The 25,371-nt window shown below is 38.1% G+C and carries 19 protein-coding genes; 4 read left to right on the top strand and 15 right to left on the bottom strand.

All coding sequences use genetic code 11. The features are described from left to right. Nucleotides 1-10 precede the first annotated feature (10 nt). From EZ456_RS24000 to EZ456_RS25710, 6 genes are all read right to left on the bottom strand, one after another. Complete coding sequence (locus EZ456_RS24000; RefSeq protein ID WP_131534604.1) at nucleotides 11-1,477, bottom strand: RagB/SusD family nutrient uptake outer membrane protein; 1,467 nt, start codon at nucleotides 1,475-1,477, stop codon at nucleotides 11-13. Between the two features lie 10 nt (nucleotides 1,478-1,487). Then, nucleotides 1,488-4,763, bottom strand: coding sequence for a SusC/RagA family TonB-linked outer membrane protein (locus EZ456_RS23995; RefSeq protein ID WP_131534602.1), 3,276 nt, complete (start codon nucleotides 4,761-4,763; stop codon nucleotides 1,488-1,490). Nucleotides 4,764-4,769: 6 nt separating this feature from the next. Next, on the bottom strand, nucleotides 4,770-6,995 hold the full coding sequence (locus EZ456_RS23990; protein WP_131534600.1) for a fasciclin domain-containing protein: 2,226 nt from the start codon (nucleotides 6,993-6,995) through the stop codon (nucleotides 4,770-4,772). A gap of 449 nt (nucleotides 6,996-7,444) precedes the next feature. Next, entirely contained in the window at nucleotides 7,445-8,806 is a 1,362-nt protein-coding gene (locus tag EZ456_RS23985; protein ID WP_131534597.1) for a TolB-like translocation protein, read from the bottom strand. Nucleotides 8,807-8,833: 27 nt separating this feature from the next. Next, entirely contained in the window at nucleotides 8,834-10,216 is a 1,383-nt protein-coding gene (locus tag EZ456_RS23980) for a glycoside hydrolase family 88/105 protein (protein ID WP_205945165.1), read from the bottom strand. Between the two features lie 421 nt (nucleotides 10,217-10,637). Continuing rightward, complete coding sequence (locus EZ456_RS25710; protein ID WP_262712028.1) at nucleotides 10,638-10,766, bottom strand: hypothetical protein; 129 nt, start codon at nucleotides 10,764-10,766, stop codon at nucleotides 10,638-10,640. Between the two features lie 280 nt (nucleotides 10,767-11,046). Between EZ456_RS25710 and EZ456_RS23975 the strand changes: the two genes are divergently transcribed. Beyond that, nucleotides 11,047-11,643: a GIN domain-containing protein gene (locus tag EZ456_RS23975; protein ID WP_131534595.1), complete on the top strand. Its 597-nt coding sequence runs from the start codon at nucleotides 11,047-11,049 to the stop codon at nucleotides 11,641-11,643. Nucleotides 11,644-12,149: 506 nt separating this feature from the next. On the opposite strand, the gene EZ456_RS23970 is transcribed toward EZ456_RS23975, so the two are convergent. From EZ456_RS23970 to EZ456_RS23945, 6 genes are all read right to left on the bottom strand, one after another. Continuing rightward, entirely contained in the window at nucleotides 12,150-13,784 is a 1,635-nt protein-coding gene (locus EZ456_RS23970; RefSeq protein ID WP_131534593.1) for an ABC-F family ATP-binding cassette domain-containing protein, read from the bottom strand. A 1,170-nt stretch (nucleotides 13,785-14,954) separates the two neighbouring features. After that, complete coding sequence (locus EZ456_RS23965; protein ID WP_131534591.1) at nucleotides 14,955-15,209, bottom strand: hypothetical protein; 255 nt, start codon at nucleotides 15,207-15,209, stop codon at nucleotides 14,955-14,957. 641 nt (nucleotides 15,210-15,850) lie between these two features. Further along, complete coding sequence (locus tag EZ456_RS23960) at nucleotides 15,851-18,520, bottom strand: hypothetical protein (RefSeq protein ID WP_131534589.1); 2,670 nt, start codon at nucleotides 18,518-18,520, stop codon at nucleotides 15,851-15,853. Nucleotides 18,521-18,529: 9 nt separating this feature from the next. Then, nucleotides 18,530-19,372: a GLPGLI family protein gene (locus EZ456_RS23955; RefSeq protein ID WP_131534587.1), complete on the bottom strand. Its 843-nt coding sequence runs from the start codon at nucleotides 19,370-19,372 to the stop codon at nucleotides 18,530-18,532. 53 nt (nucleotides 19,373-19,425) lie between these two features. Then, the gene (locus tag EZ456_RS23950; RefSeq protein ID WP_131534585.1) at nucleotides 19,426-19,758 is read right to left on the bottom strand and encodes a hypothetical protein; all 333 of its coding nucleotides are present in this window, start codon (nucleotides 19,756-19,758) and stop codon (nucleotides 19,426-19,428) included. A gap of 25 nt (nucleotides 19,759-19,783) precedes the next feature. Beyond that, the gene (locus EZ456_RS23945) at nucleotides 19,784-20,113 is read right to left on the bottom strand and encodes a hypothetical protein (protein ID WP_131534583.1); all 330 of its coding nucleotides are present in this window, start codon (nucleotides 20,111-20,113) and stop codon (nucleotides 19,784-19,786) included. A 310-nt stretch (nucleotides 20,114-20,423) separates the two neighbouring features. On the opposite strand from EZ456_RS23945, the gene EZ456_RS23940 reads away from it, so the two are divergent. From EZ456_RS23940 to EZ456_RS23930, 3 genes are read left to right on the top strand one after another with little or no spacing between them, the layout of a single operon-like run. Next, a complete protein-coding gene (locus EZ456_RS23940) occupies nucleotides 20,424-22,337 on the top strand; it encodes a histidine kinase (RefSeq protein ID WP_131534581.1) in 1,914 nt (637 codons plus the stop codon). 7 nt (nucleotides 22,338-22,344) lie between these two features. Beyond that, on the top strand, nucleotides 22,345-23,091 hold the full coding sequence (locus EZ456_RS23935) for a LytR/AlgR family response regulator transcription factor (protein ID WP_131534579.1): 747 nt from the start codon (nucleotides 22,345-22,347) through the stop codon (nucleotides 23,089-23,091). Between the two features lie 57 nt (nucleotides 23,092-23,148). Further along, a complete protein-coding gene (locus EZ456_RS23930) occupies nucleotides 23,149-23,394 on the top strand; it encodes a hypothetical protein (protein WP_131534577.1) in 246 nt (81 codons plus the stop codon). Between the two features lie 29 nt (nucleotides 23,395-23,423). Here EZ456_RS23930 and EZ456_RS23925 read toward each other — a convergent pair whose 3' ends face one another. The 3 genes from EZ456_RS23925 to EZ456_RS23915 form a co-directional block, all read right to left on the bottom strand. Then, on the bottom strand, nucleotides 23,424-24,059 hold the full coding sequence (locus tag EZ456_RS23925) for a PorV/PorQ family protein (RefSeq protein WP_131534575.1): 636 nt from the start codon (nucleotides 24,057-24,059) through the stop codon (nucleotides 23,424-23,426). Between the two features lie 18 nt (nucleotides 24,060-24,077). Beyond that, on the bottom strand, nucleotides 24,078-25,061 hold the full coding sequence (locus EZ456_RS23920; protein ID WP_131534573.1) for an ISAon1 family transposase: 984 nt from the start codon (nucleotides 25,059-25,061) through the stop codon (nucleotides 24,078-24,080). Beyond that, nucleotides 25,036-25,371, bottom strand: a 336-nt coding sequence (locus EZ456_RS23915; RefSeq protein ID WP_131534571.1) for an ISAon1 family transposase N-terminal region protein, incomplete at its 5' end; no start/stop codon positions are given. The genes EZ456_RS23915 and EZ456_RS23920, both read right to left, overlap by 26 nt.

Genomic DNA, 25,371 nt, shown 5'->3' with positions numbered 1-25,371 from the left:
ATCACTTATTCTATTTAGTGTAAAATGGATTTTGTACAAGATTAGGATCTGTAAATAACTCACTTTGATAAATCGGCAAGTAGTGGCTATTGGGATCTCTAAATTTGGTAATGGCCGATTGTTGAAGCGTAGGCGATACTGTTTTAGCAGCAATATCTAACAGAATATCAATGCGGCTATAGTTATTGCGTTTAGCATGGCGTAAAAGATCAAACCATCTTTTACCTTCAAAAGCAAATTCTCTGGCACGTTCGGCCAAAATATAATCGCACAAAGCTTCGGGTTCTGAAGGATCTACAGTAGCTTTTGTGGCATTAACAGCATTACGTCTTAATCTCAGTTCATCAACCAATGCCAAAGCTTCTACACCACCTCCAGTTAAAGCCAAAGCTTCTGCTTTAATCATCATGATATCGGAATAACGATAGGCTTGCCATTTTACGTAAGATGGATTTTCTGTACCATATTTTTGAATGGTAAAAGCCGAATTATAATAAGAGCCAGGTCTGATATCATAGTTATTATCCGGATCAACATCATCTGGAATAAAGATTTCGGTACTCAAAAACGGAGATCCGATAAAACGTCGTCGGGTGTTTACCAATAAATTAAAAAATGGGTTTTCTATCGCCTGGTCAAATTCAAATATGGTTTCGATGGATGAACCTCGGAAAAATACGTTATTGTACCAGCCAGAACCTGCACCAACCAGGGCAAATCTTTGCGAGCTGATGATTTTATTACACTCGGTAATACAGTTCGGATAATCTTCCATCCACAGGTACACATCGGCTAACAAAGCATTTACGGTAAATTTGGTTACCCTACCCTTATCTAACCTTGTGCCACCATAAGTGGTAACTGCTCCTTGTTCTGCTTTTTTTAAGTCGGCAACAATTTGTTTTAAAATATCGGCCTGATTAGTTTTTGGCAGATCCTGTAAATCGGTATCTTTTACTGTGGCGGTTAATTTTAATGGTACATCTCTAAATGTACGCAACAGGTAAAAATACATTAAGCTTCTTAGGGTAAGTGCTTCTGCCACGTAACCGTTCAATGCTGCATCGGTAAAAGTGGGATCGGTAGCTTTAACGCCAGGAGCAAAATCGAGTACGGTATTGCAATAGTTAATGGTACGGTAAAATGCCGCCCATTTCGCCGTTGTATTATCCTGGGTAATATTTACATTGATAATATCGGTTTCTTCTGTTGTAATACTAGGGCCAGCTGCAATCATATCGGCCCTAAGCTCACCATACATAAACATGTACTCCAATAAAGATTTATCACCAATACCTGGAGGAGGCGCCAACAAAGAAGTATAACAACCAGAAACTGCAGCTAAAACATCTTCTTTGGTTTTCCAGAATTCCTGTCTGGTAATCCCATCTCTAGGTTGAAGATCGAGCCATTTGTTACAAGAGCTGCTCATCACCAGCATCAATAATAAACAAGTGCTATATAAAATATTTTTCATCAGTTTTAAATTAAAAGTTAGCAGTTAAACCGAAAGTGATTGTCTTAATTGGCGGTGTGGTCGAATTATCGATCACCGTGTTAGACCCATTTAACTTAATTGGCACCTCAGGGTCCTGACCTGTATATTTGGTAAATGTTAAAATATTCTGAACGGTAAGATTGGTGGTAAGCGATTTCATACCCAATCTTTTCATAAAGGTTTTGCCAAAATCGTACCTTAACACTACAGCGCTCAATCTTAAAAATGATCCATCTTCAATGTATCTGTCGGAACCTAAAAAGTTATAACCCGTACTATACATGGCTCTTGGCATATCGGTAACATCTCCCTCTTTTTTCCACCGGCGCAATACGGCTGTACTTTGGTTATTAAAACCATACATATTGGTGGTGTTAATTTTAGTACCGTTAATAATATCGTATCCGGTACGGAAAGTGAAGTTAAAACCTAAACGAAGGTTTCCGTTGATGGTTAGGTTAGATCCAAATCCTCCGGTTAGTTTCGGGTTACCATTACCCAAGTACACAATATCTTTATAATCGATGTTCCCGTCATGATTGATATCTTCATACATGGCATCGCCCGGCTGGAAAACATAATCGATAGACGGATAAGCAAAACGCATATAAATTTTATCGCCGTTTGGCCCAACAATCTGGTTTCCATTCTCATCCAATGCAACTGTTGCGTTTTTATCAGGATATACGCCTTTAAACTTGAAACCGTAAAAAGATCCGAAAGGATTATTTTCCTGCACAAATACTTTGTACACATTATTGCTGGTTACTTTAGCCTTGTTTTCTCTTGGGTATAAAGGCGAAACCTCGCGGATTACGTTTTCGTTATGTGCAATATTGAAAGAGAGATCTAATCTTATTTTTTTCTTTTTGATAACGGTGGCATTCAGGTTTACTTCCCAGCCCTGGTTATCCATCGTACCTACGTTCATATCAACACCACCATAACCGTTATAACTCGCTACCTGCAAACCCGGATAAAACAGATCTGTAGTACGTTTACGATATAAATCGAAATCTATATTTAAATTTTTAAAGAGGTTTAAGGTAATACCAAGGTTGGATTGAGTAACGGTTTCCCACCTTAAATCGGTTAATTCCATATTGGTAGAATACACCCCAGCGTTATCCAGGTAACTAAAACCATAATTCTGATAAATATTAAAGTAAGAATAATCGTTACGCGGAACGTTACCACTTTTACCATAACTGGCCCTTAAACTAAAATCATCTACATATTTATTGGCCTTTTTCATAAAAGGTTCGCCAGATATCCGCCAACGGCCAGAAACTGAAGGAAAAATACCATATCGGTTAGCAGCACCGAACCTGGAATTACCATCACCTCTGATGCTACCATTGATGATGTAACGGTCTAAAAATTTGTATTGAGCGTTAGCTAATAAACCAACCGACCTGGTTTGACCTAAAGATGAGGTTGCAGAACCTGTGTAATTGGTACGGCTATCAACCGAAGGATCGGTTAAGTAAGATGATGCCGTATTTGTTGCAAACAGGTATTGACCAGTCCGACGGCTATCTTCACTATCAAAACGCAAAAAGCCAATAATATCGTGTTTATCATTCAGTTTAGGCGTGTAAGCCAAAGTCATACTGGTGTTCATGGTAAATGAATCGCCATCAGCATCTGAAGCCGTATTCACCACCGATTCTGTGTAAGGACGCCCTGTTGCAATTTGAGGAAGGAAGGTTTTCACCTTGGTATTGTTAATATTTACCATAAAACTTCCATTCAGGCGTAACACACTTGGCAAAATTTCGTACTGTAAACTAAACTTTGGTGTGATCCGTTCGCCCAATTGGTGATTACTTCCAGCCGAGGCCATGGCCAATGGATTAAATGTTCCGGTTACTCTTTTATTATCAAAATTATAGAAGAATGCACCTTGGGCGGTTGCTGCAGGACTAAAGAAATTATCCGTTAAATTGCCATATTCATCATATTCGTAAATACTCTGGTTAGGCATCTTTGTGTAGGCTACATCCCTTACGTTCTGTGTAAAAAGTCCATTCTGATCGATATGGGTATAAGAAATATCAGAACTAAACCTGATTTTGTTCGATACCATATAATCTAAGTTTACCCTCGCCGATACACGGTTTAAATCGGTACCAATGGTTGTACCACTTTGGTTAAAATAATTTACCGAAGCACGGTACTTTGCCTTTTCACCACCGCCCGAAATAGATAGGTTATGATCCTGCAAATATCCAACCCGGGTAATTGCGGATAACCAATCGGTATTGTTGCTGTAATTATAGTAATTATAAGGATCGTTCGGATCATATTGAAATTGCTTTGCAAATTCTGAAGTAGAAAACTGACGGCCCGCATTATAATATTCTTCCAAAACGAGTGATGAATACTGGTTACCGTTCAACATCGGGATTGGACTTGGCTGTTTAGAATATGAACCTTTGAAGTTATAGGAAATAGCTGGCGGACCAATTGAACCTCTTTTTGTGGTAATGATCAATACACCGTTTGCTGCTCTCGATCCCCAAACGGCTGTAGCCGCAGCATCTTTTAGCACACTAATTTCTTTAATATCAGATGGGGCAATATTTAATAACTGGCCATAATTGTTCTCATCAGAGGTGGCAAAGTTAAAATCAGAAGGAATGGTAATATCGTAAGGCATACCATCCAATACAATTAACGGATCGGTAGCACCATTGATGGAAGATGTACCGCGGATACGGATCTGCATTGGTGCACCCGGATCGCCCGTACTGGCGGTAATATCAACCCCTGCCATACGGCCTTGCAAGGCCTGATCAATTGATGCCGATTGAAGGTCTTCGAGGTCTTTGGCATCGATGGTAACTGTAGCCGAAGTCTGATCGCGTTTATCGATCGTCATTCCGCTTCCATTGTTCGTTTTTGCCCTCGAAACGATCTGAACTTCATCCATCTGGTTATCAGAAACTTCTAACTGAAAATTGATAACCGCCTTATCGATATTAACTGGTGCCGAAGACTTATAACCAATATATGAAACCGATATCCTATACGTCTTATCTGCCACAGGCAAAGAGTAATTTCCATCAATATCTGTCGAAACGCCTTTAATTACCCTTTTATCTTTATCAACAATTACAACAGATGCACCAATAATGGGCTGTTTATCTTTTTTATCAATAACCTTACCCTTTACATAGTTAATTTGTTGTGCATAGCTTAGTGATGATACCAACAAACAGCATAGTAAAATAAAAAAACTATAATTATATCTTTTAGTCATCTCGGTTTAGAATTGGTATTTTAAATAAGAATTGATTTGGTGAATCACCGTTCTGTTAGATAACATGTTGCTCCTATCGGTGGTGCCGAGCAAAACATTAACAGAAGTATTGGTTACATCTCTTAGTATGAGTGTATTAGTTGTATTGGTCAATACAGTAACCTTGGCTGCATCGCCCGAATCGTTTTTAAGCAAACTCTCAAAAGAACCTGTTTTCTGTCCATCACTTGCTACTGTACTTTTAATAATATGGTATTGAATAAACTTAGCCACATTGCTAATGTCTCCAGCATTTGTTGGCGCATAATTAGGCGTTCCATTGGCTAATTTTGGCAATAATCCGGCGGTAACCGCAGCTTGTATAGCCGCATTTGTTGGAATGAAAACGGTGTAAGAAGTTCCGTCTGTAACCCCCTGGATAGCACCTGTTGCAGCAGTATAAAGCGTTACGTTGTTTTTTAAATATTGAAAGAAGGAATAATAAGGATCGGTTGTTAAAGTACCGTATTTTTCGATATGCTTGCTTACCGGGAGTACAGTATACATGAGTACCTTGGCAGCATAAGCATCAGCGCCATTAACAGCTGTGGCAACCGAATCGATCTTAATACTTTTATCGGCAACTGCTGGCATATCTTCTGTACCTGCCGAAGAGAAAAAACCGTTATTGTACTTAATGTATTCGCCACCAGAAGTTTCTAAAATACCATTTGTTGTAGCAAAATTTGGTACTGCCCGGTCACCCAGTGGGATAATATGCGTTTGCAAGAGTCGCCTTAAAATATTGAGATCGCCCCTAATTGGGGCTGAGGGATAAAAGGGATCATATGAGAATCCTAAACTTACCAATGTGGCATCAGGAATTGGAATAACAGTATATTTTAAAGAAGCTGTTTTGATCGGAATGGCATAACCCAATACATCAAGCGCCTGCTTCATAATGTAATAGGTAGGATCTAAATTTACCTTCCCGTAAACTGTTGAAAATACATTGGCATTTTGGGCAGCATTTACGCCATAAAACAATCCATTACTTAAAAACTGTTTGTCTACCACGTTTGCAGGCGTAAGTTTAGTGGCTTCGCCTAAGAAACTGTTAACCGTATTAAACTTGCTTGGCCATACTGTAGTTCTATATAAATGGGAGTTGATAAAATCCCTGATGATATCGGATCTTAAAGAAAACAGTTCGTTCAGCTGTGCTTTATAGTTTCCTGGCTGTAACCTGTTTTTCGCATAGTATTTTAACAACACCTTTGCATAAGCCTCTACCGCCTCATCAGTTGGTGCAAAAATGCTATACATACCAATCTGTGCATCGTTGGCATCTTCTTTCAGATAATTTTCGTTGTTGGGTGAAAAACCTAGCAATACGCTATAGTTTTTAGCGTAAACGTTATCGCTTTTACCTGTTAATACCTGGTAGCGGTGGGTAATATCGGTATTTAAATTATAGCTTACATATTTATCCAAAAGCGATTTAAAGGCGCCATACTGTGTTTTAGTTCCGATATACTGATCGATACTTTGTGGCGGTGTAAGCACTTTATCTATAATATGGATCACGCCATTTTCGGCGACAATATCTTGCTCGATAATTGTTCCAGGGCCTACATTTTTTCCGGTAAAGCTGGTATTTGGATAAAAATAATTATAATCTAAAGCACTAATACCCGCAAAAGTGACGAAGGGAGTAAGAAAAAAGGGTAAGTTTTTATTATTGAAATCGGTTGATAAATAAGTTCCATTACGGTTACCTGCAATTATCTTTATTGCTTTACCATCATTATCTACGCCATCGTAAACAAAATCGTAATAAACTGTACGTCGCCTAAAACCAACATTTTTAACAAAACCTTTTGCAGTTAAATTATCGCTTAAACGTTCTACTTTCTCTCCATCGTAGGTCATTGAATAACGTACAATTGCCGAGGCCAGCGTTGCATTTATCTCGGTTAAATTGTTTTCGGACATGTAGGTGGTAAAAGCCGCATCAGTCGGCGCAAAAACCGTCCACGAACCTGCCGTGCTTAAGGTTTCTTTATAGCCCGATTTATCTATACAATCTAAAAATCTGGTAAAATTTCCTTTGGCCTGGAGTTGTTGATAAATTGGATCGGCTAATGTTTCAGGACGGCCATAGAACTCATCAAATTCTTTTTTCCGGCAAGCGCTGAGAATGAATATAACCGTTAAATTAACGATTAAAAATTTTTGTAAAATTTTACTCATAGCAATTTCATTGGATAAACGGCCATTAAAATACTGGGCAATAAAAAGCTATGGATCTAAATCAATTAGAAATTAAAAAATGTGAAAACTGATTTAAAGGGGTGAGTAGATTTTTATTGCATAGAATCCTATTAACGTTCGTTAATTAAATAGTTGGTTAAAAAGTTATTTGGTTAGTGAATTATTTCTTAAATATAAAAAGGTAGAACAAAACTCCCATCCTGTACTATCCTGTCTTTTTACTATAAAATATTATCACAAAAAGATAATATCTATGTACAGTACACGTAAATCGTTTTACAAAAGGCTGAGTGCCGTTAAAAAATATTAATAGCTGCATTCCCGATCAAAAAAAATATTAACAGTAATAGGAATAAGACACAATTTCAGGGTTATCCTGCAATTAGTAGTCATATATTACCCAATTGTAACCATGCTTTGCTTAGAAGTTATCTAGCATCCATCCACTTCGCTGGTATAGCAATCACGCAGATATTCATCGATCGGTTGTCATTTGATAACAGGGCTGATTGAATTTCGATTTTTTTACCATCGGGGCTCATGGTGGGATGCGGATGATCTGCAGCGGTTTGCTTATGCCCTGCCGAGAGCAGTTTCATTTCATGCGTTTTCCTATTAATCAGATAAATATTTCTCGAAAAATCGTCGCCAACGGCCCACTTTCCATCTGGCGAACCACTCACATGCCAAAGCCCACTACCGGTTGGCGTTTGTCCTTCAATTCTCATTTCCCTTGTTCTTAAATTTACAATGGCGAGCCCGGTAGGTTTCTCACGGGTACCTGATGGTCCCCAGGCATTTTCTTGCCCTGGATTAGCACCATTTACCCCAGTTTGTGGGGCAGATACAGTACCAGTTCCGGGTATAGGCCTGTGCCCCATAATGGCCATAGCTACCTCATCACGCGAAATTACGGCTTCGTGGGTAACCCATTCATAATCGGCCTCTGGATATAGTGGCCGTAACCCTGTTCCGTCAGCCAATACGGTCCAGGTTCGTTGTGGCGATTTCCCTCCGGTTTCCCAGCAAAAAACAATTTCGCCAGCAAGCCATGGATTGGTCTGTATATGTCCTATTTGAAAAGGAACGGAAACTACATATTTGATTTCGCCGGTATGGATATTCATGCCTGCTATACCAGATGGGCCAGCGCCCATTTTCCGTGGTCCGAAGTTCGGTTCCAGTTTAATTCCTGCTGCAAGATGTTTAGCTGCTGCTTCTTTACCCACCCTGAAATAAGCCCAGTTTTCGTCACCATCAAGTGCCATATCGCCACCTGCACCAATTTCTTCAGGTGTAGTTCCACAAATGCGCTCATAAGCCGATAAAGATTTCATTTTGCCAGATTTACTATCTGCAAATACCTTGGCCAGATCTACCTCTACAATTTTTACCATACCTCCTACGCGTTTGTCCGAATCAATATTCCGCATAAAAAATAGTTTCATCGATTTTCTGGCCACATTTAACATTCCGGTGTAGCCACCTTCAGTAACCTGAACCAGGTCTCCAGTTTGCTCATTTACCGCCATTGCCTCTCCTTTAACCCTGTCCGATCGGAAGATGAGCCATTGTCCATCAGCAGTCCACTGGTTATGCGTTTGGTAAATCTTTGAATCTCCTGCAGGCGTACTGGTTAGAAAAGTAAGTACAACACCCGTAACCGGATCTTTAAGCACTTTTCTTTCGGAAGGAAAACGTTTACCTATCTGTGCGTAGCCAGATTGAAGGTTAAATACTACGATGCAAATAAAAACGGCTAGGAGAAATGAACAGGATGTATATTTCATTGTTATTTTGATTAAAAGCTGTATTAATTATTTATACAGCTGTACTGAACTATCGTTTATTACGAAAGGATGCTGTTGTAATAAACGATAAGTTTCTGCTCCCGCCAAAAGCACCGGGCCATAACTATGGGCAGCAAAAACATTAACAGGCCTGTAATAATAAAATGCAGGATCGAAGCCCATCCCAGTACCCACACAAGTACCTTCTACCTGACCGTTTGCATTTATTTTAGTACTTACGGCATTCCAGGCTAACAGCGCCATTGGGCCGTAAGCCTTAGCATCAAGCCAGCCTTTGTTTACTGCACGAGCAATGCAATAGGTATAAATGGCGGTAGCAGAGGTTTCTAAATAAGAATCGTTACGATCTAAAAGCTGATGCCAAAAACCTGTTCCATCCTGTAAAGCTGCCAAGCCTTTTACATGTGCTTTTAACATTTTCAAGATGTAAGGTCTATCGGGATGGTTTACAGGCAAGGCATCCAGCAGTTCTATTTTGGTCATAAGCGCCCAGCCATTGGCCCTAGCCCAATGAAACTGGGGATGGGGATCCATATCCTGAACCCAGCCATGCATATACAGCCCTTTTTCTGGGTTAAACATCCGTTCTGCAAACAGCCTGTATTGTTTTACCGCCTCATCAAAATATTTAGCCTCACCAGTTAACACCCCCATCTGGGCAATTGCTGGCAGGCTCATGTAAAGATCATCAAGCCATAGTGTATTGGGTTGTGGCCTGTTCCTCGCCAAAGTACCATCTTTCAAACGGAACTCTTTGGTCATGATGTAATTTAAATAATGATCAATAACCGGGCGGAGATCGGCTTTCACTTCTCCTGTTCGCTGTGCTTTGATCATTGCAGCCGCAATAGAACCTGCATCGTCCAATGCATGCGGGTCTATTACCGAACGAACGGGCGTTATTGCCCCTTTATTTGTTTTTAAATATTTTTGATAAGCAGAAACAACGGCTGCTAAAAAATTGACCCGCTTAACGGTATAATCTTTAAATTTCTGATCTCCAGTGGCCGTAGCGGCTTCTAACATACCTGTGTAAGTAACACCCCATTCGTAACTCGTTAAACGGTAGTCTCCAGGTTTAAATATCGAACTGGAATCTGCTTTCTTTAAATCAGAAACCACTTTTCCCGAAACCTTATCTATCAGTTCGAAAGGGGTTGTTTTATCCAGATAATTAAAAACCCGATCTAACGATACTTTAATATCAGCCATTTTTGTTTCACCATAAGGGGTAACATAAGCAGGTTTTAGCAAATGTAGCGGCGAGGTAACATCATTACCTTTATGTTCAACATATTGAGCAAAAGTAGGTACACCAGCGTACATCGCGGTACTAAAGAAGAGTATTTTAAATCCCGAAGTTTTAATCGGATTGGTAAAAACAAACATAGTGGATGGCTTAAACAATATCCTTGTTACCCAAATGGGAACAAGACATATATGGGTTTATAAATGGTTAATCAAGCCAATCTATAATAATTAAAAAAAATAAGCGACCTGCTCTGTCCTGCTTCTTCCGTAAAGAAATTATTACAGTGTTTATTGGGGTGAGATTGGGTTTATCAGAACGACAACTCTTAATTGGTAATTATTAAATAAAAAAGGGTAAACATTCTTCATGCTACCCTCTCCTTTGTTTAAAGTCATCACAAATTAAACAAATCCTACATACATGAATGGATAGACGATCAATTCATGCTGCAACAAAAATAATACAATTAGATTAGATCAGTTCATTACAAATTATAATCTGGTTGACAATAATCAAAAATCCTACTTGAAAGCGTTTTATTTATTTCTCTGGGACATGTTAAACTGCCTTTACAGCTACGAGCTGCCTTTCTTTTTCCTTTCCGCGGAGCTTAATTGCGCCTAACATTTGGGTAGTATAAAGGTCTGTTAAATGGAGTTCTTCAATCAGCGCTATGGATACAGGCATGTCCAGATAGACTTAATACACCGAATAAAGGATTTTGAGGCTATCTCAGCTTTTATTCACATGCGCTATCATAACAACTGTTCGCTCCCGCACAACCACTGTTCGGAAATGAACATGCCACCACAAGCAATAAGCAAAAAAACTCATTACAAGGCGATTAAGCACACTTTTGCTTTTTGGCATCCGCTTGGTTAAACACGAAACAGAATAATATTGGTGTAAGCTGATTTTAATTAGCGTACCACCATAAGCTCAACAAAATAACATTTAGATAAAAAACATGAAGACTTCAATTAAAACGCTAATCGCTATGGCATCTGCCGTAATCGCCCTAACGGCTATCCTTCCAACAAGCCTATGGGCTACTGAAAAAACAGAGACAATGTTTTACAAGACCCCAAACTTTAGAAGAATTGTAATAAAGGGGAATGTAGAAGTAATGTTGGTACAGCGAGCCAACGTTGGAATAGCGTATGCAGATGATAACGCTGGAAATGTGAAAGTTACACAGCAGGGCGAAGTGTTACGCATTACCGGTCTAAATAAAGAAACCTGCAAACTTGTTATTTATGTAAACGACATCTACCGCATTGAAGCTGATCAAAATGCTGTGGTAAAAACAGAAGCAAAGCTCACCACTAAATTTCTCCAGATCATTCTTAAGGGAAATGCTGTTGCCGACATCGACACCAGTTGCGAAGGCTTATATACTGAAATTCTCGACAATAGCGCATTAAAACTCAAAGGGAATACCGATCGCCATACGCTGATTATGGGTAAAGCACCAAATTTGACTATTGATCATTTTGCTGCTGCCCTAACAGAGGTTAGCCAGGTGGGAGCCACCGAAGAAGAAATTACTGCTCTTGTTCCTTAGCCTATATATCAAAGTAGATGAGTAAAGGCTGTATCATAAATATCGAATTGTCATCCTGAGAATTCAGTTTTTAGCTAAAAAGTTAGAGTGATAATGACAATATGCGATGGATCGTCATTCCCAACTCGATTGGGAATCGTAATTCCTTGGTAGGGTTTGCTGGTCGCTTTAAGATTCCCGCATGCGCGGGAATGACGACCTTCCTAAAGAAACCTGTCAATGGTAGCTTGTGGAAGGACTTGGTTAAATATGATTTTATGTGTTTCGACTACCTGTCCCGATTTCTTCGGGAGGCTCTCCGTAGGAGTCCTTTGGACAACATGACAAAATCTGAGGAGAAATTGTTTTTTATAATACAGTCTTTAGTCACTTTAATTTAAAGCAAATGTTTCTCTTTTATATTTTCAGTCCAGTAAATAGAATTAAAGTTAAAATCTTACATCCGTCTTAAACAAAAAAGCAGCTCTTTTCAGAACTGCTTTCAAAATTCAGTGTTGGAAATTCATTTAACTTTGCTCTATTTCCTTCAAACTATTCATTTTCTTATAAGCCAAGAATCCTTTAATATCTTCAAAGTGTTCACGAACACGTTTATTACCAAATTCAAATACTTTTTGCACTAGTCCATCTAAGAAATCCCGGTCATGCGATACCAAAATTAAAGTACCATCAAAATCTTTCAACGCATCTTTAATAATGTCTTTGGTTTTCATATCCAAATGGTTGGTTGGCTCATCCAGGATTAATACATTTACGGGTTCTAACAACAATTTAATCATGGCCAAACGGGTTTTTTCGCCACCAGAAAGTACCTTAACCTTTTTTGTGGTATCATCGCCGCTGAACATAAAGGCGCCTAAAAGGTCTTTGATTTTTATTGAGCCGTCGCTTAACGGGATTTGATCAATGGTTTCGAATACGGTTAGGTTCTCATCAAGCAATGCGGCCTGATTTTGGGCAAAGTAGCCAATCTTAGCATTATGTCCTACTTTTAAACCTCCTTCAAAATCAATCTCAGCCATAATGGCTTTAATCATGGTCGATTTACCTTCCCCGTTTTTACCAACAAAAGCCACTTTTTCTCCTCGTTCGATCACCATTGATGCTTTTTCGAAAACAACATGATCGCCGTAAGTTTTGGTAAGTTCCTCTACCATTACCGGATATTGACCAGAGCGTGGTGACGGGGGAAATTTCAATCGTAATGCCGATGTATCCACTTCATCGATCTCAATTACATCGAGTTTCTCGAGCATTTTTACACGCGATTGCACCTGTAAGGTTTTAGAATAGGTTCCCCTAAAGCGATCGATAAATTCCTGGTTATCGGCAATAAAACGTTGTTGTTCTTCGTAAGCTTTCAACTGGTGTACACGACGCTCGGCACGCAGTTGTAGATAATGGGTGTACTTGGCTTTATAATCGTATATCCTACCCATGGTTACCTCAATGGTACGATTTGTAATGTTATCTACAAAGGTACGGTCGTGCGAGATTACCATCACCGCCTTTGCCGAATTGATCAGGAAATCTTCCAACCATTGAATACTTTCGATATCCATGTGGTTGGTAGGCTCATCCAGTAAGATGAGATCAGGTTTCTTTAATAAAATTTTGGCTAACTCGATACGCATACGCCATCCGCCCGAAAACTCAGAAGTTTGGCGGCTAAAGTCTTTACGCTCGAAACCCAAACCTTTTAACACCTTTTCTACCTCTGCATCATAATTGGTTTCTTCAATCGAATAAAATTTCTCGCTCAGTTCTGATACCCGTTCAATGAGCTTCATATAATCGTCACTTTCGTAATCGGTACGAATAGTAAGTTGCTCATTCAGCTCATCAAGCTCTTTTTGCATTTGGTTTACCGCTGCAAAAGCTTTCATGGTTTCCTCAAAAACAGTAACATTATCATGAGTGAGCAAATGTTGTGGCAAATACGCAATCACAGCTTCTTTCGGACCAGTTACGTTACCAGAAGTAGGTTTGGCTACATCGGCAATGATTTTTAGAATGGTCGACTTGCCTGCACCATTTTTGCCCATTAAGGCAATTTTATCGTTCTCGTTTATCGAAAAGGTTACATCGCTAAAAAGGGTGGTTCCGCCAAATGAAACGGAGATGTTATTTACATTAATCACGATTGGGAATATTAAATTAGCGGCAAAGATAAAGGAAAGCGCGTAAATTATAACGAGAATTTTGTCAATTCAGGTCGAGCTAACTGGAGAAAGCCATTTTGATATAAAATCAATAGGGATCCCTAAGAAGAGTGCACTCATAATTGGGAGTGCTTTCGATATTTAAAAACCTTTTTATTATTTATTGAGTCCCTAGTAGATGATTTAAAAATTAATGGCTTCACCTAATTTTTGAAAATTTAACGACTATCGCCTTTCCACAAAATACCTTCGCCGGAAAACTTTGAACCAGAGACTTGACATTTTAATCAAAGATACTTTTGGCTAAAAGACATCAACTAAACCTATGTTTTCAAGAATCTAAAATTAGCTAAACAAACCCATCTATTCGACCCTCTCCGGCCAAACCATTGATCCAATAATAAGCATTAATTTACTATAAAATTTATTTCTATCCGGGTTGAGAACGAACTCAGGCGATCTACGATTTTGTTTTGGCCATATCAATCATCATGGTCAATTCATCTACTGCAGCCTCATTGCTTCCATCGAAACCCGTAAGCTTAAACCTTACGTCCCCAAAACCCACTCTATTAGCTAGAAATGATGTTTTTATGTGGTTTTTAGATTTGAAAATTGTTACTCGCGAGGCTGTGCATTTTTCTAGAAATTTGCTTGATGATCTTTCTATTCCACAGGGAGATGAATATCTCCTGTACTATGTCTGCAGATTCCTCTTGTGATTTGGTCAACCGAATGGAATAAGAAAACATTTTTTCCCAGTAACGATTGTAAATTTCGGAGAAAGCAAGCTCATTCTCTTTATTGAGAAGTAAAAGAAGCTCATCGTCTGATAAATGCGAAAAGGAAACCATAGATTTCTGCGAGCACGAATATAATTACAAATTGATTCAAAACCTTGAGATATCCGGTGAAGAATTTAGTAGAGGAACCTACTCCAAATGCAGATAAATATGTCAATCTGATTTATAGATTCAATAACATCAGAAATTCATATCGCAATAACAATAGGGTAACAATACATCTTTACCTTTGTAACATCATAATTTGGTTAGCAAAGTTTATTTGAATGGTAAAGTCCGGGCTTTTTTCCGGACTTTGCTTTTTACTGCTAAACCCAAGAAACCATTGGGATGATACACCCTTAACCTACCCGGTCATACCCTGATACTCATGATGGAACCTGAAATTACCCGCAAGCTTCCTGATTTCCTCTTTACTAACCGTGTTCGGATCGTTAAACTGCCGATGCATCAGCGCTGATGGTATTTCTAATAACCCGGTAGCTGTTGTGAGTACCGAATGTGAATCGGAAGCAATAACTGAGCGGAAATCACCGATATCAGACCTAAACTCGGCGAGTCTGACCAGGAGTTCATAATACAGAAAGACTGGGAATTTCATTGGCACAAAGTTAATCAATGATAAATTTAATGTTAAATTATCATTACATCAATATTAAACGTCAGATTAACGTTAAATTAACTTGGGCTTACCGAATGTTTTTAGTTTCCCCACAGATTTTGCTGTAACAGAAGGGTTATAGCCTTCGTCATACCGCCCTACCAGTGCTGCTAAAAAATAACGGTAATGTATCTCTGGAATGAATTAATATGAGCCAATGCCAGAAAACAATAATGTGTAATCAAAAGGATCGTAACGGCTGTTGGTGCCAGCCTATAGTCTATCAGCGCATAATTCATATGCGACTACCTTTCTACTTTATTCAATTTTCTAATTCTGCTGCTTACAAAGCTATACCAACGTTGTATATTAACCCAATATTAAGTTATTGAACATCTAAGGATGCTGAGATAAATTGCAGAATTCATGATATAGCACATCATTTTCAGCTTTACCAATGGCTACAACAGTTCATTTTTAGCAAATATTGAACTAAACATCAACCATATGCTAGCATTCGTGTAGAGGGGTCAATTCCTTCAGTTAGGTCGCGAAACTCAACCATTAATTCAATAAGTTCTGATGTAGTGTGCCCAAACCCTTCGATTCTCCAAACAACTATTATGCTTAATATTTAGGAGTTAAAAACTAAAGGTATATTTTAATAGAAATGTACGTGCTCTTAAAGGCACATCGAATACCATTAACTGGTTAGAAGTAGAATTAAGTTGCCTGTAATTGTTCTGGTTAATCAAATTGATGCACTGAAGCTCAAAAAAGCTTTTTAACTTTAAGGGAGCAAATTTTACTGTCATATCCAAAAAATTATTTTGAACAGCTTGTTGCAACTGTTGTTTATAAGAAGTGTAACTATAGGTCAGATTGTACGATAATGTTTGATTTAACTGGTGTTGCCAAATCGCTTTTAACTTTTCGATATGTGTGGTATTTGTAATTTTACCGTATAAAGTTTTTTGCTCATTTATAACCCTAGCCCACTCTCCACTTACCGAAACTGTAATTTTATTAAATATTTTTTTCCTGGCCGTTAATGTAGTTGCTATGTTTTTTACCGTAAAGGGTAGTATTTCGTTATTATAAAAATTAAAACCTTGTTGTAGGCTTCCGCTGGCATTTGCGGATACATTTAAAGAAGCAAAGTATAAATATTTAGAGATATTGCCACCTAGCGCATATTTTTTTGCAATATTATTAAAATTTATCGCGGTTGATTTAGTCAAGCCATTATCAATTATAAAAGAATTAATGAAATTCTGTTGGGTTCTATCGTAGCCAACATTGAAATTATAAAACAACATAGCTAAAGGTTTACGAAATCCAAACCTAATGTTTGCCGAATTAATATCTGTTTTGGGTAGCGTTGTTTGGTTAAAATTAAACTCCCTATAATTTGTTAATATGCTTCCGGGATATATGTCTGCCACTTCTCCAAATGTGGTCTGTTTAGCATACCTAAAACTAATCTCACTGTATCGCCCTAAATTTTTACGAAAATCTATTGCCGGGTTAAGTAAAAAATACCTGTTTTCCTTGTTGATAATATTAGTTTTACCATTAAAATCTATAAAGCTAAGGGTTGGCGTCGCCTCTGCAATTATGGCACCTTTCTCGAGCAGGTAAGTTGCCGATGCCCTGCCGAATAAGCCTAAATTATTAAATTTTACATCGTTTTTAAACCCATCGCCAACGGCTGCGACATCACTTAAGGAGTCTGTTCTATACAAATTACTGACTAGCTTGTTGGCATCATACGATAAACCAATTGCAGCAGACAGTATAAATTTATTGAATTTTGTTTTATACGTAGCCGATTGGTTGATGAATATGTTTTTGGTTTGCACCTGTTGTTCAAGTGAAAGATAGTTTTCGCCGTTATTGATCATATCCTGATAAAGCCCAGGCATAACATTTAAACGCTCGTTAGCGCTGTAGTACTGCACCAAGCTATTGTATTGCACTATGTTGTTTATTCCAAGCGCTTTTATCACGTTTGTTTCGTTACTAACTGACAAATAACTGGTTGGCAAATTTTGTTCAAGCAATTGCTCATTCTGTATAGTGCTACCGTCTTTTTTCCATTTTGGCATATCTAGCTTGGTAAGAGATTTTACGTAAATGGTGTTACTGTTTTTCTCTACCTGATTTTGTATTTGCCATTGTTCGAGCGTGTGCAAATGGTTTTGGATCTCGGTGTACCTGATGGTATCTTGGTTGAGGAAATAATTAACCGAGTTGTTAAAGTTATATTTCCTTTTCAATTGTAACGTAGCCAAATTAAACCTGAGTGTCCAATCGGCTTTCAATTTAAGGAACACATTAATATTGCCAGCATAATCATTGTTCATCAAATAGTATTTTTCATCTAGTGAAGGTGTTTCGCTACTTGCGACAGAGAGAAACCGGGTGGTGGTTTTTAACATGGCCTCATTGTTATACGATACACCAATGTCTGCATTTTCACTTTCCAAATTATCGCCAAGGTTATTGGCTTTTAGATTGTTAATACTTTTAATTTTCGTTTTAAAAAACATGTTGTTAAACTCGCCAGTGTAGGCTTTGTTGCCTAATCCTACATGGCCAGTATTAATGGTTATTGCACGGGCACTATCGGTAAGTTTAAGATTTAGGGCAACGTTATTGGTAACGGTATATCCATTTAGGGCTTTTATAGGCTGGTCCCGTTCTATAACCTGTACTTGTTCTACAGCATTTACCGGTACATTGTTGGTGGCCAGTTTATATCTGCCATCCAACAGATTGTCGCCATCTAAATAAACCTTTGATATTGGTTTTCCATTATAGCTGATAGCGCCTTTGTCGTCTATTTTTATGCCAGGCAATCTGCCAATCAAATCGGCAATAACCCTATCGTTTTGTTCTTTAAAGGCTTTCACATTGTAAATTAAAGTATCGCTAACAAGCGATACTTTTTTTAGTGAAGTAACCTTAATTTCTTTTAAAAGATTTACTTTTTTTTTAAGGATGATGGTATAAGACTGGCTTGTATAACTGCTAATAGGTACTATCTTTTGTTCATATCCCATTGCTGTTACTTTTATAGAAAGGCTGTTGTCATTTGTTTGGAGTTTACAGCTAAAAACGCCCTGTTGATTGGTATTAGTAAAGGCTAAACCCGAACCATTTTTAGTAACTATTGCAATGGTAGCAACATCAAGCGGTACAGCTAAACTATCTTTTACCACACCATTTATAGTAAATGTTTGCTGGGCCGATGCTAAGATAATCGATAACAACAAAGCCCAGGTTGCTAAAAAATGTTTTAAATACAAGCTTTCTAATTAATTTGTTAATTCTAAAGGATAGTTCATGGTAAACTTCTTTTTTGAGGCAGTACCGTTATTACCTCCGCCGCTGCTTGTAACTTTATCTATTGTAATGCCACTTCCAAAAACATCCGTATCCAAGCCTTCGGCCTCTGCTTTTCTCATACGTTCGTATTCTTTTAACGAGGTTGAAATTATTTTTGTTGGTATATTTACCGATGTAATATTTTGAAAACCCCCAGTGGTTACCACTTTGGTGCATGTAAATTTTATAAAATAATTATCGTCGTAGGCTTCTAAAATAAGCCCGGGCAAACCATTTAATTTCCATGGGCCAAAATTTGCGGCTATATCGGTAGTAAACCATGCTGTATATTTACGCCCCTTAACCGTTGCAGTGGCCATTTGTGCGGTATAACCTAACAATTGTTTGGTGTCTTTTTCAATTTTCCAATTGGTTTTTGCTGTGCTCTCGTTAATTAAATAGCTTTGCTGGCTATGGTTTTTTACTACCGATAGCTTTAGCTTATCAACATAAATATCATCTTCTGTAACGGGTAATATTGTTCCCATATTAACCACATCGCTGTTTTTTGCTTCTGCAGCCGCTAATATGGCTTGCATGGTAGAATCCTGTTTTAGGCGAGTTTGGCTGGTGTAAAGGCTTTTCTCAGTATTAAATGCCAAAATAAAATCCTCGCTAAAAACTTTTGCTTTTTGTGTAGTATCTTTTATATGATAAAACTGGTAATAGGCAATAGTTGTGGGTTGCTCGGGCAGTTTTGTGCTTTTATAGCTAAATGAATATAAAACGAACAGGGATAATACCGGTGCAATAAATTTTAAATATCTGTGCATCTTATTTTTTTTATAATGAATTAAAAACCATCCTCTTGCTTAATTATGTTATATTAATAGGGGTGAAAACAACCGTCACCAAACCAACCATCAGCAATACCGTTGTCAAAATAATTTACAGCAGATTGCATTAACGTCATATCATCAACATGGTTAGCGCCAGATACATGTATATTCCATTTCGTGCCACATGCGTCGGTAAACTGGAAGGTTTTTGACCTGCGTAACAAGCTACTTTGTTTGTTGTTCACATCTAAATAGATGTTTTTTACAATTGCAACATTTTTAAATAACTTGGCTGCTGGAGAAGCCTTCAATTTTAAATCATTAGCAGATGCACTAAATCCTATTAGTGCGCATATAACTGCGAAAAATATTTTTCTCATAATTTTTTTCTTTATATTTCTATTATTATCCTACCCAGAAACAACCGGTTATAAGATTGTCTTTAAAGTAATCCCATGCGAACTGCCATAGTGAATGATTAGATGCACTACTTGCACCTGAAACATATACTGTAGTTTGTGCTCCACAAGCATCTGTAAATGTGAAATTCATCTGTCTGCGAAATAGGCCAAGTTGTTCATTTGCAATCTTTCCAGTCTCAACTTTATTGGGCTGCGGCAAATTTTTCACAACAATATTTGCCGAGTTCGGTTTTGCAACAGGTAATCTTAAATCTTTTGCGTAAGCGCCGGTACCTAGTACCGCGAATGCGAGTGCGAATAATATTTTTTTCATTTTCGTTAAAATTTTTAATAATCTACGTAAGATAAAGGATGGTCTTAATTCATTTTTGTTAGTTTAAAATTCAGTACAAAAATCCCAAACCCAAACCCCTAATCCATATCCGAATGTTAAGTGCAAATATTCGTAGTGTTTCATCTCATATTCGAAATAATTAAACTCATCATTTTATGATATTGATTGTTTAACTACGGATATCAAATTAAGCCCAACGAATATTTACCGGTAGTTTCTAATCCGTTATCTATTGTTACTTTTAAAAAAGTTTTACATTAAATGCTTTTTCCGCTTAGCTAAAAAAATAATGAGCTTAAAAATAAATATTGCTGTTTCTATAATTTCCCTATGCATTGTCTCATCCTGTGGACAAAAAAAAACGCCGAAAAGCGATATTAAAAACCAACAGGTTAATACTGTTACAGAAAAGGATTACCTGCAGAAAATATTCGACTTGGATACCCTGCCGCCTGGTAAGGGCAGAATGGCCATTATCCTAAAAGAAGATAGTGTTTTTAAGCTCGACGCCAACTATAGCGCCAATCCATTTTACCATTATTTTAAAGCAAGAACTTATGAAATCGAAAAAAAAACAGATAGCGCTATAATTGCATACAAAAAAATGAAAAGCAAAAAAAAATGGGATGATATCGATTTGCTTAAAACTTATAGCATCATTGACCATACCATAAATAATGGCGTAATGGTAGAGGCTGTATTAATGAACCAGATTGTTGCTGCCACGCAAATAGCCGAGCGTAAAAAGAGCAAATTAGTATACAAGTATTACGATTTATTGGCAAAAGCCTATTACCAGAACCAAAATAATAAACAAGCACTTTACTACTCGGAACTTTACTACCAACGCCATCCGTACAATTGGCACAGGGTAGTTAAGCAACGCTATTACGATATCTGTTTTTTGTTGGCGTCCAGACTTCAGGATTATAAAAAGATGGCCAGTTACAATACCAAAGCTCGCCTTTTGGCTAAAACTATTCCCGATAGCATGGCCTTAGCGCGTACGTATGATAACGAATCGCAGATTTATGCCCTGCAAAAAGATTACCGAAACTCTTTGGCAAGTAGCAAAATTTACTTCAACTATTTAGCAAAAATAAACATGCTGCACGATGTTGCCTGCAATAATTTGGCAAAAAGCTATTTAAATGTCAACCAGCCAGATAGTGGCGTATTTTATTTTAAAAAAGGTATCGAGCTGGCAAAAAGTAACAATCCAGCAAAACAGAAAAGCTATTTATACAAGGGCTTAATTGATGCCTATGCCATGAAGGGCGATTATGAACAAGCACTGGGCGTTGCCATTACCGCCCACGCTATAGAAATAGAGAATTTAAAAGCTATTGATGCCGTTAAAACCGAAGAACTGCACGAAAAATACGAAGCGGAAAAAAAAGACCAAAATATTGCGGTTTTAAAAAGCAAAAATCAACTCAGCGAAAGTATTATCCGCCAGCAGAAATGGCTGATTTTTTCGGTTCTTATGGTGTTTTTAGGAACAATTGCATTAATTTACACTATATATAGACAACGTAGTTTAAAAGAGAAAAACAAATTATTGCGCAGCGAAAACCAAAGGCTAAACATAGAGCAAAAATTATTGCAGGCACAATTAAATCCGCATTTTGTTTTCAACGCCATAGCCAATCTGCAAAGCCTTATCGCATCGGGCGATACTTCCGAATCGGTACGTTACCTTTCTTTTTTCTCTAAATTACTTCGCAATGTGCTAGAGCAAAGTCGTAGAGATTTTATACCCATAGAGGAAGAAATTGCATCATTGCACAATTATATGCAGCTACAGCAAATGCGCTATCACCATCTTTTTGATTACGAGATTGTAGCCGATGAACTGGATACAGAATCAACACTTATTCCACCTATGCTTGTGCAGCCTTTTATAGAAAATGCCATTGAGCACGGTTTTAGGAATATCCAGTATAGAGGTATGCTGAAAATTCAGTTTAAATTGGCCAACGAACAATTATTGATCACGGTGGACGATAATGGAAGCGGCATTACCAAAAAAGGCAAATTGCAGTCAGGTAAAACCTCGTTGGCACAGGTCATATTAAAACAAAGATTACAGGTGTTGTTTAAGCTAGACTGTCAGCAGGCTAATTTTGCAATGGTAGATAAAAAAATAAATAACGATAAAGGTATAAAAGTCCAAATAACTATTCCAGCGGTATATGATTAAAAACGGGATGAAACTTTATATTCTTGAAGATGAGGTACTCATATTGCAACACTTGTTGCAAATGTTGCAAAAAATCAGTTTTCTTCAGGTTGTTGGCCACTCGGCTTATGTTGCAGAGGCATCAAAAGAAATTCCGCTTTTAAAGCCGGATATAGTTTTGGCCGATATCAGGCTTAAAGACGGTGATAGCTTTACCCTGTTTAATAATATTGATACAGAAGATTTTCAGGTTATATTTTTAACTGCTTACGATCAATATGCCATACAAGCGCTAAATTTAGGGGCTTTTGCCTACCTGCTAAAACCGATAGACGATGTTGCATTGGCAACAGTTTTAAATAAATGTTATCATCACCGCGAGCAAGAACTGTTTAACAAGCAACAATTACAAATTGCCCGCACACATTATTTGGAGAACGATACGAATAACGCTAAGCGCATAGCTTTAAAAAGTCTGGAGTATATAGAAATTGTTTTGATAGAAGATATTATATATTGCCAAAGTGATAAGGGTTACACTACTTTCTATTTAAAAGACAAACGCGAAATACTGGTTTCTAAAGGTTTAAAGGAATATGAGTTGATGTTGTTGTCAATGGGCTTTTTACGTTGCCATCAATCATACCTCATTAATTTTAACTACGTGAAAAAGTATTTTAGAGAGGGCTATCTGCAAATGTATGATAATAGCCAAATTCCTGTGTCGAGCCGTAAACGAGAAGAAGTATTGAGATATTTACAAAATATCTCCTGAAATTGTCTATAACCCGAATTTCTAAAAGCTGTAATAAATATAGTATAGCACTTATAATTGAATATTTTAAAGACCGTTGATTCCGGATTCAGTGGAGGATTACCAGCGAACAAAAACACCTACACGTTATTTCTAAATATCAGCGATTTCGAGGCCGTTTCTAACCCTACACCCAATGTTATTAAGTTAAGGGGTAAATCGCAAAAAGATGTCACCCTGAGCGTAGTCGAAGGGCATTTATTTGCGATTTATCAATCTCAAGAAGTCTTCGACTACGCTCAGACTGACGACCGTGGTGCTTAACTTAATTACATTGCCCTAGGCCCTTAGAACTACTTAGACCTGCTGAACTTTGTTTGTATACCAAATCGCAGGGTATTCCGAAGTGGATTATAACCTGATCCAACCAGGTATGAAAAATCCAGAGAAAGGCTACTGTAATGGATTCCAAGACCGAGGGTGAGATAAGAAGTATTTGCCTTTTCAGGATGCTGGTATAAGTAGCCAGCCCTGAGGTACAGGATCTCCCTGAAACTCATCTCAGCACCTGTTGATATTCCAACCTCTTTTAATTCTTCCCGGAAGCCCCCTGGCGCATCGGTGAAAGAGCCAAAAATCCCCGATGGTACGGAGCGGTCAGGGTCTCTGCCTTTTACTATATTTCCGTTTGAATCGTAGACTGGCTGAGTGGGAACCATCAATTTATTAAAATCAAGCAAAAGTGTAAGCTTGTTTTGACCTTCACCGATCTTAAGTGCAGACCCTAGTTTCATATTTGCAGGCAGGAAATAGGACTGACCAGTGTTGCGATATGTCATCTTAGTGCCCATATTAGACAGATTCAGTCCCAGGCTTAAAACCGCAGCAGTTCCGGCAAACGTTATATCTGATCTGTGAAAGGCAGAAACGTCTACCGCTACCGCTTTCCCCGAGCCCCTATTCCCATTAACAGTTCCTGGATCAAGCAAAAAAGTTGGGGATTAATACTAGGCATAAATCTTAGCTAATCTGAACAAGAAGAATTTTACATTTCTCACTCCCCTAAACTGTGCCCTGAATGCTTTTATTTTAGCGTTGAAAGATTCAGCAGATGCATTGGTGCTTCTATTTGTAAAGTAGTTTAATATGGTTTCGTAGTTGTTTTGGATTGTTCTTGAAATCGTGTTAAACGATTTGAATCCCGCGGCTTCTACTTGATTATACCAAATGGCCAGCTTTTTAAAAGCAACTATCCTGTCCTTGGATGTACTGAGTATAATGGACAAACCCTGACTTAATTTATAAGCCTGCTCAAGATCAGGATACAAACCAAATAATAACTCTGCCCGGTGTGATTGTGAAGGGGTCCAGTTGACCTCTCGCTTGAACAGTAAGTACCTACTTCTTGCGAGCAATTGTTTTACTGTATCACCATTTTCAAGCAATTCTGGCACCCAGCGTTTTTTCGCGGTCTTAGCCAACTCCATTTCCTTGTTTTCCTGCTCGATGGCATCCCATCTATGGCTTATCCTTATTTCCTGAACGCCTTCACTAGCGAGTTGCTGTACATGGAAACGATCGGAAACCAATTTGGCATTAGGGAAGCTCCGTTTAACTATCCGGGCCATTGTYGGAGCAAGATCAAGGGTAACCTCTCTCACTTTCCTGCGCAAGCCCACCCTAATCTGAGAGAGTACTTTGATAACCGATTCACTTTCGGTTCCTTTTACAATGGCGACCAGAGCACCCTTTTTACCTTTTGCTTCCTTATTGGTCAGAACCGTGTACAACTCACCCTGAGAAAGGCTGGTTTCATCAATGGAAAGGTATTCACCAAGATTCTCAGGAAAAAGAATCCAGTTCTCCGCATGTTCTAACTGCTCCCAAGCTGTGAACCCACTTAGATGACTAGCATACTGTTCCTCAAGGCGYTTACCATCTACTCCAAAGAAATGACCTAAAGTCTTACAGCTTATTGGGCTTGAATCCAAATAGCTTTTCAAAAAAAAATGCAAACTCAGTAGTCATCTTAGTGCCATCGGCAACCAGGTTCCAATCCCTGAAAACTATCTTTTTGGCATTAAGGTTTTGCCACTTACGTCGCTTCACTTTCAAAAAACAAGGCTTGCCACGTAAGGGAAAGTCTCGAACGGTAATTTCATCGAAAAAGCCTTTAGAAATCAATTTCTCACCTGAATATTCCTCAGGATGAATGTTTTTTTCTAAAAGATAAATATGATAAGAGCCTTCAGTAACTTCAAACCTATCAAGTTCAAAGTATTCGGTTAAGCCTTCAGGGAG

This window comes from Pedobacter psychrodurus (genome assembly GCF_004331735.1).
GTDB classification, from domain to species: Bacteria; Bacteroidota; Bacteroidia; order Sphingobacteriales; family Sphingobacteriaceae; genus Pedobacter; species Pedobacter psychrodurus.
Note: the sequence above shows the minus strand (reverse complement) of the source record. Positions and strands in the feature narration are given on the sequence as shown.

What these genes read in the sequence shown, in the direction of transcription:
- EZ456_RS23975 (WP_131534595.1), top strand. Translation starts at nt 11,047, where the DNA reads ATGAAGACTTCAATTAAAACGCTAATCGCTATGGCATCTGCCGTAATC.
- EZ456_RS25710 (WP_262712028.1), bottom strand. Translation starts at nt 10,766, where the DNA reads ATGCCTGTATCCATAGCGCTGATTGAAGAACTCCATTTAACAGACCTT.
- EZ456_RS23965 (WP_131534591.1), bottom strand. Translation starts at nt 15,209, where the DNA reads ATGAAATTCCCAGTCTTTCTGTATTATGAACTCCTGGTCAGACTCGCC.
- EZ456_RS23935 (WP_131534579.1), top strand. Translation starts at nt 22,345, where the DNA reads ATGAAACTTTATATTCTTGAAGATGAGGTACTCATATTGCAACACTTG.
- EZ456_RS23980 (WP_205945165.1), bottom strand. Translation starts at nt 10,216, where the DNA reads ATGTTTGTTTTTACCAATCCGATTAAAACTTCGGGATTTAAAATACTC.
- EZ456_RS23945 (WP_131534583.1), bottom strand. Translation starts at nt 20,113, where the DNA reads ATGAAAAAAATATTATTCGCACTCGCATTCGCGGTACTAGGTACCGGC.
- EZ456_RS23990 (WP_131534600.1), bottom strand. Translation starts at nt 6,995, where the DNA reads ATGAGTAAAATTTTACAAAAATTTTTAATCGTTAATTTAACGGTTATA.
- EZ456_RS23985 (WP_131534597.1), bottom strand. Translation starts at nt 8,806, where the DNA reads ATGAAATATACATCCTGTTCATTTCTCCTAGCCGTTTTTATTTGCATC.
- EZ456_RS23955 (WP_131534587.1), bottom strand. Translation starts at nt 19,372, where the DNA reads ATGCACAGATATTTAAAATTTATTGCACCGGTATTATCCCTGTTCGTT.
- EZ456_RS23995 (WP_131534602.1), bottom strand. Translation starts at nt 4,763, where the DNA reads ATGACTAAAAGATATAATTATAGTTTTTTTATTTTACTATGCTGTTTG.
- EZ456_RS23950 (WP_131534585.1), bottom strand. Translation starts at nt 19,758, where the DNA reads ATGAGAAAAATATTTTTCGCAGTTATATGCGCACTAATAGGATTTAGT.
- EZ456_RS23940 (WP_131534581.1), top strand. Translation starts at nt 20,424, where the DNA reads ATGAGCTTAAAAATAAATATTGCTGTTTCTATAATTTCCCTATGCATT.
- EZ456_RS24000 (WP_131534604.1), bottom strand. Translation starts at nt 1,477, where the DNA reads ATGAAAAATATTTTATATAGCACTTGTTTATTATTGATGCTGGTGATG.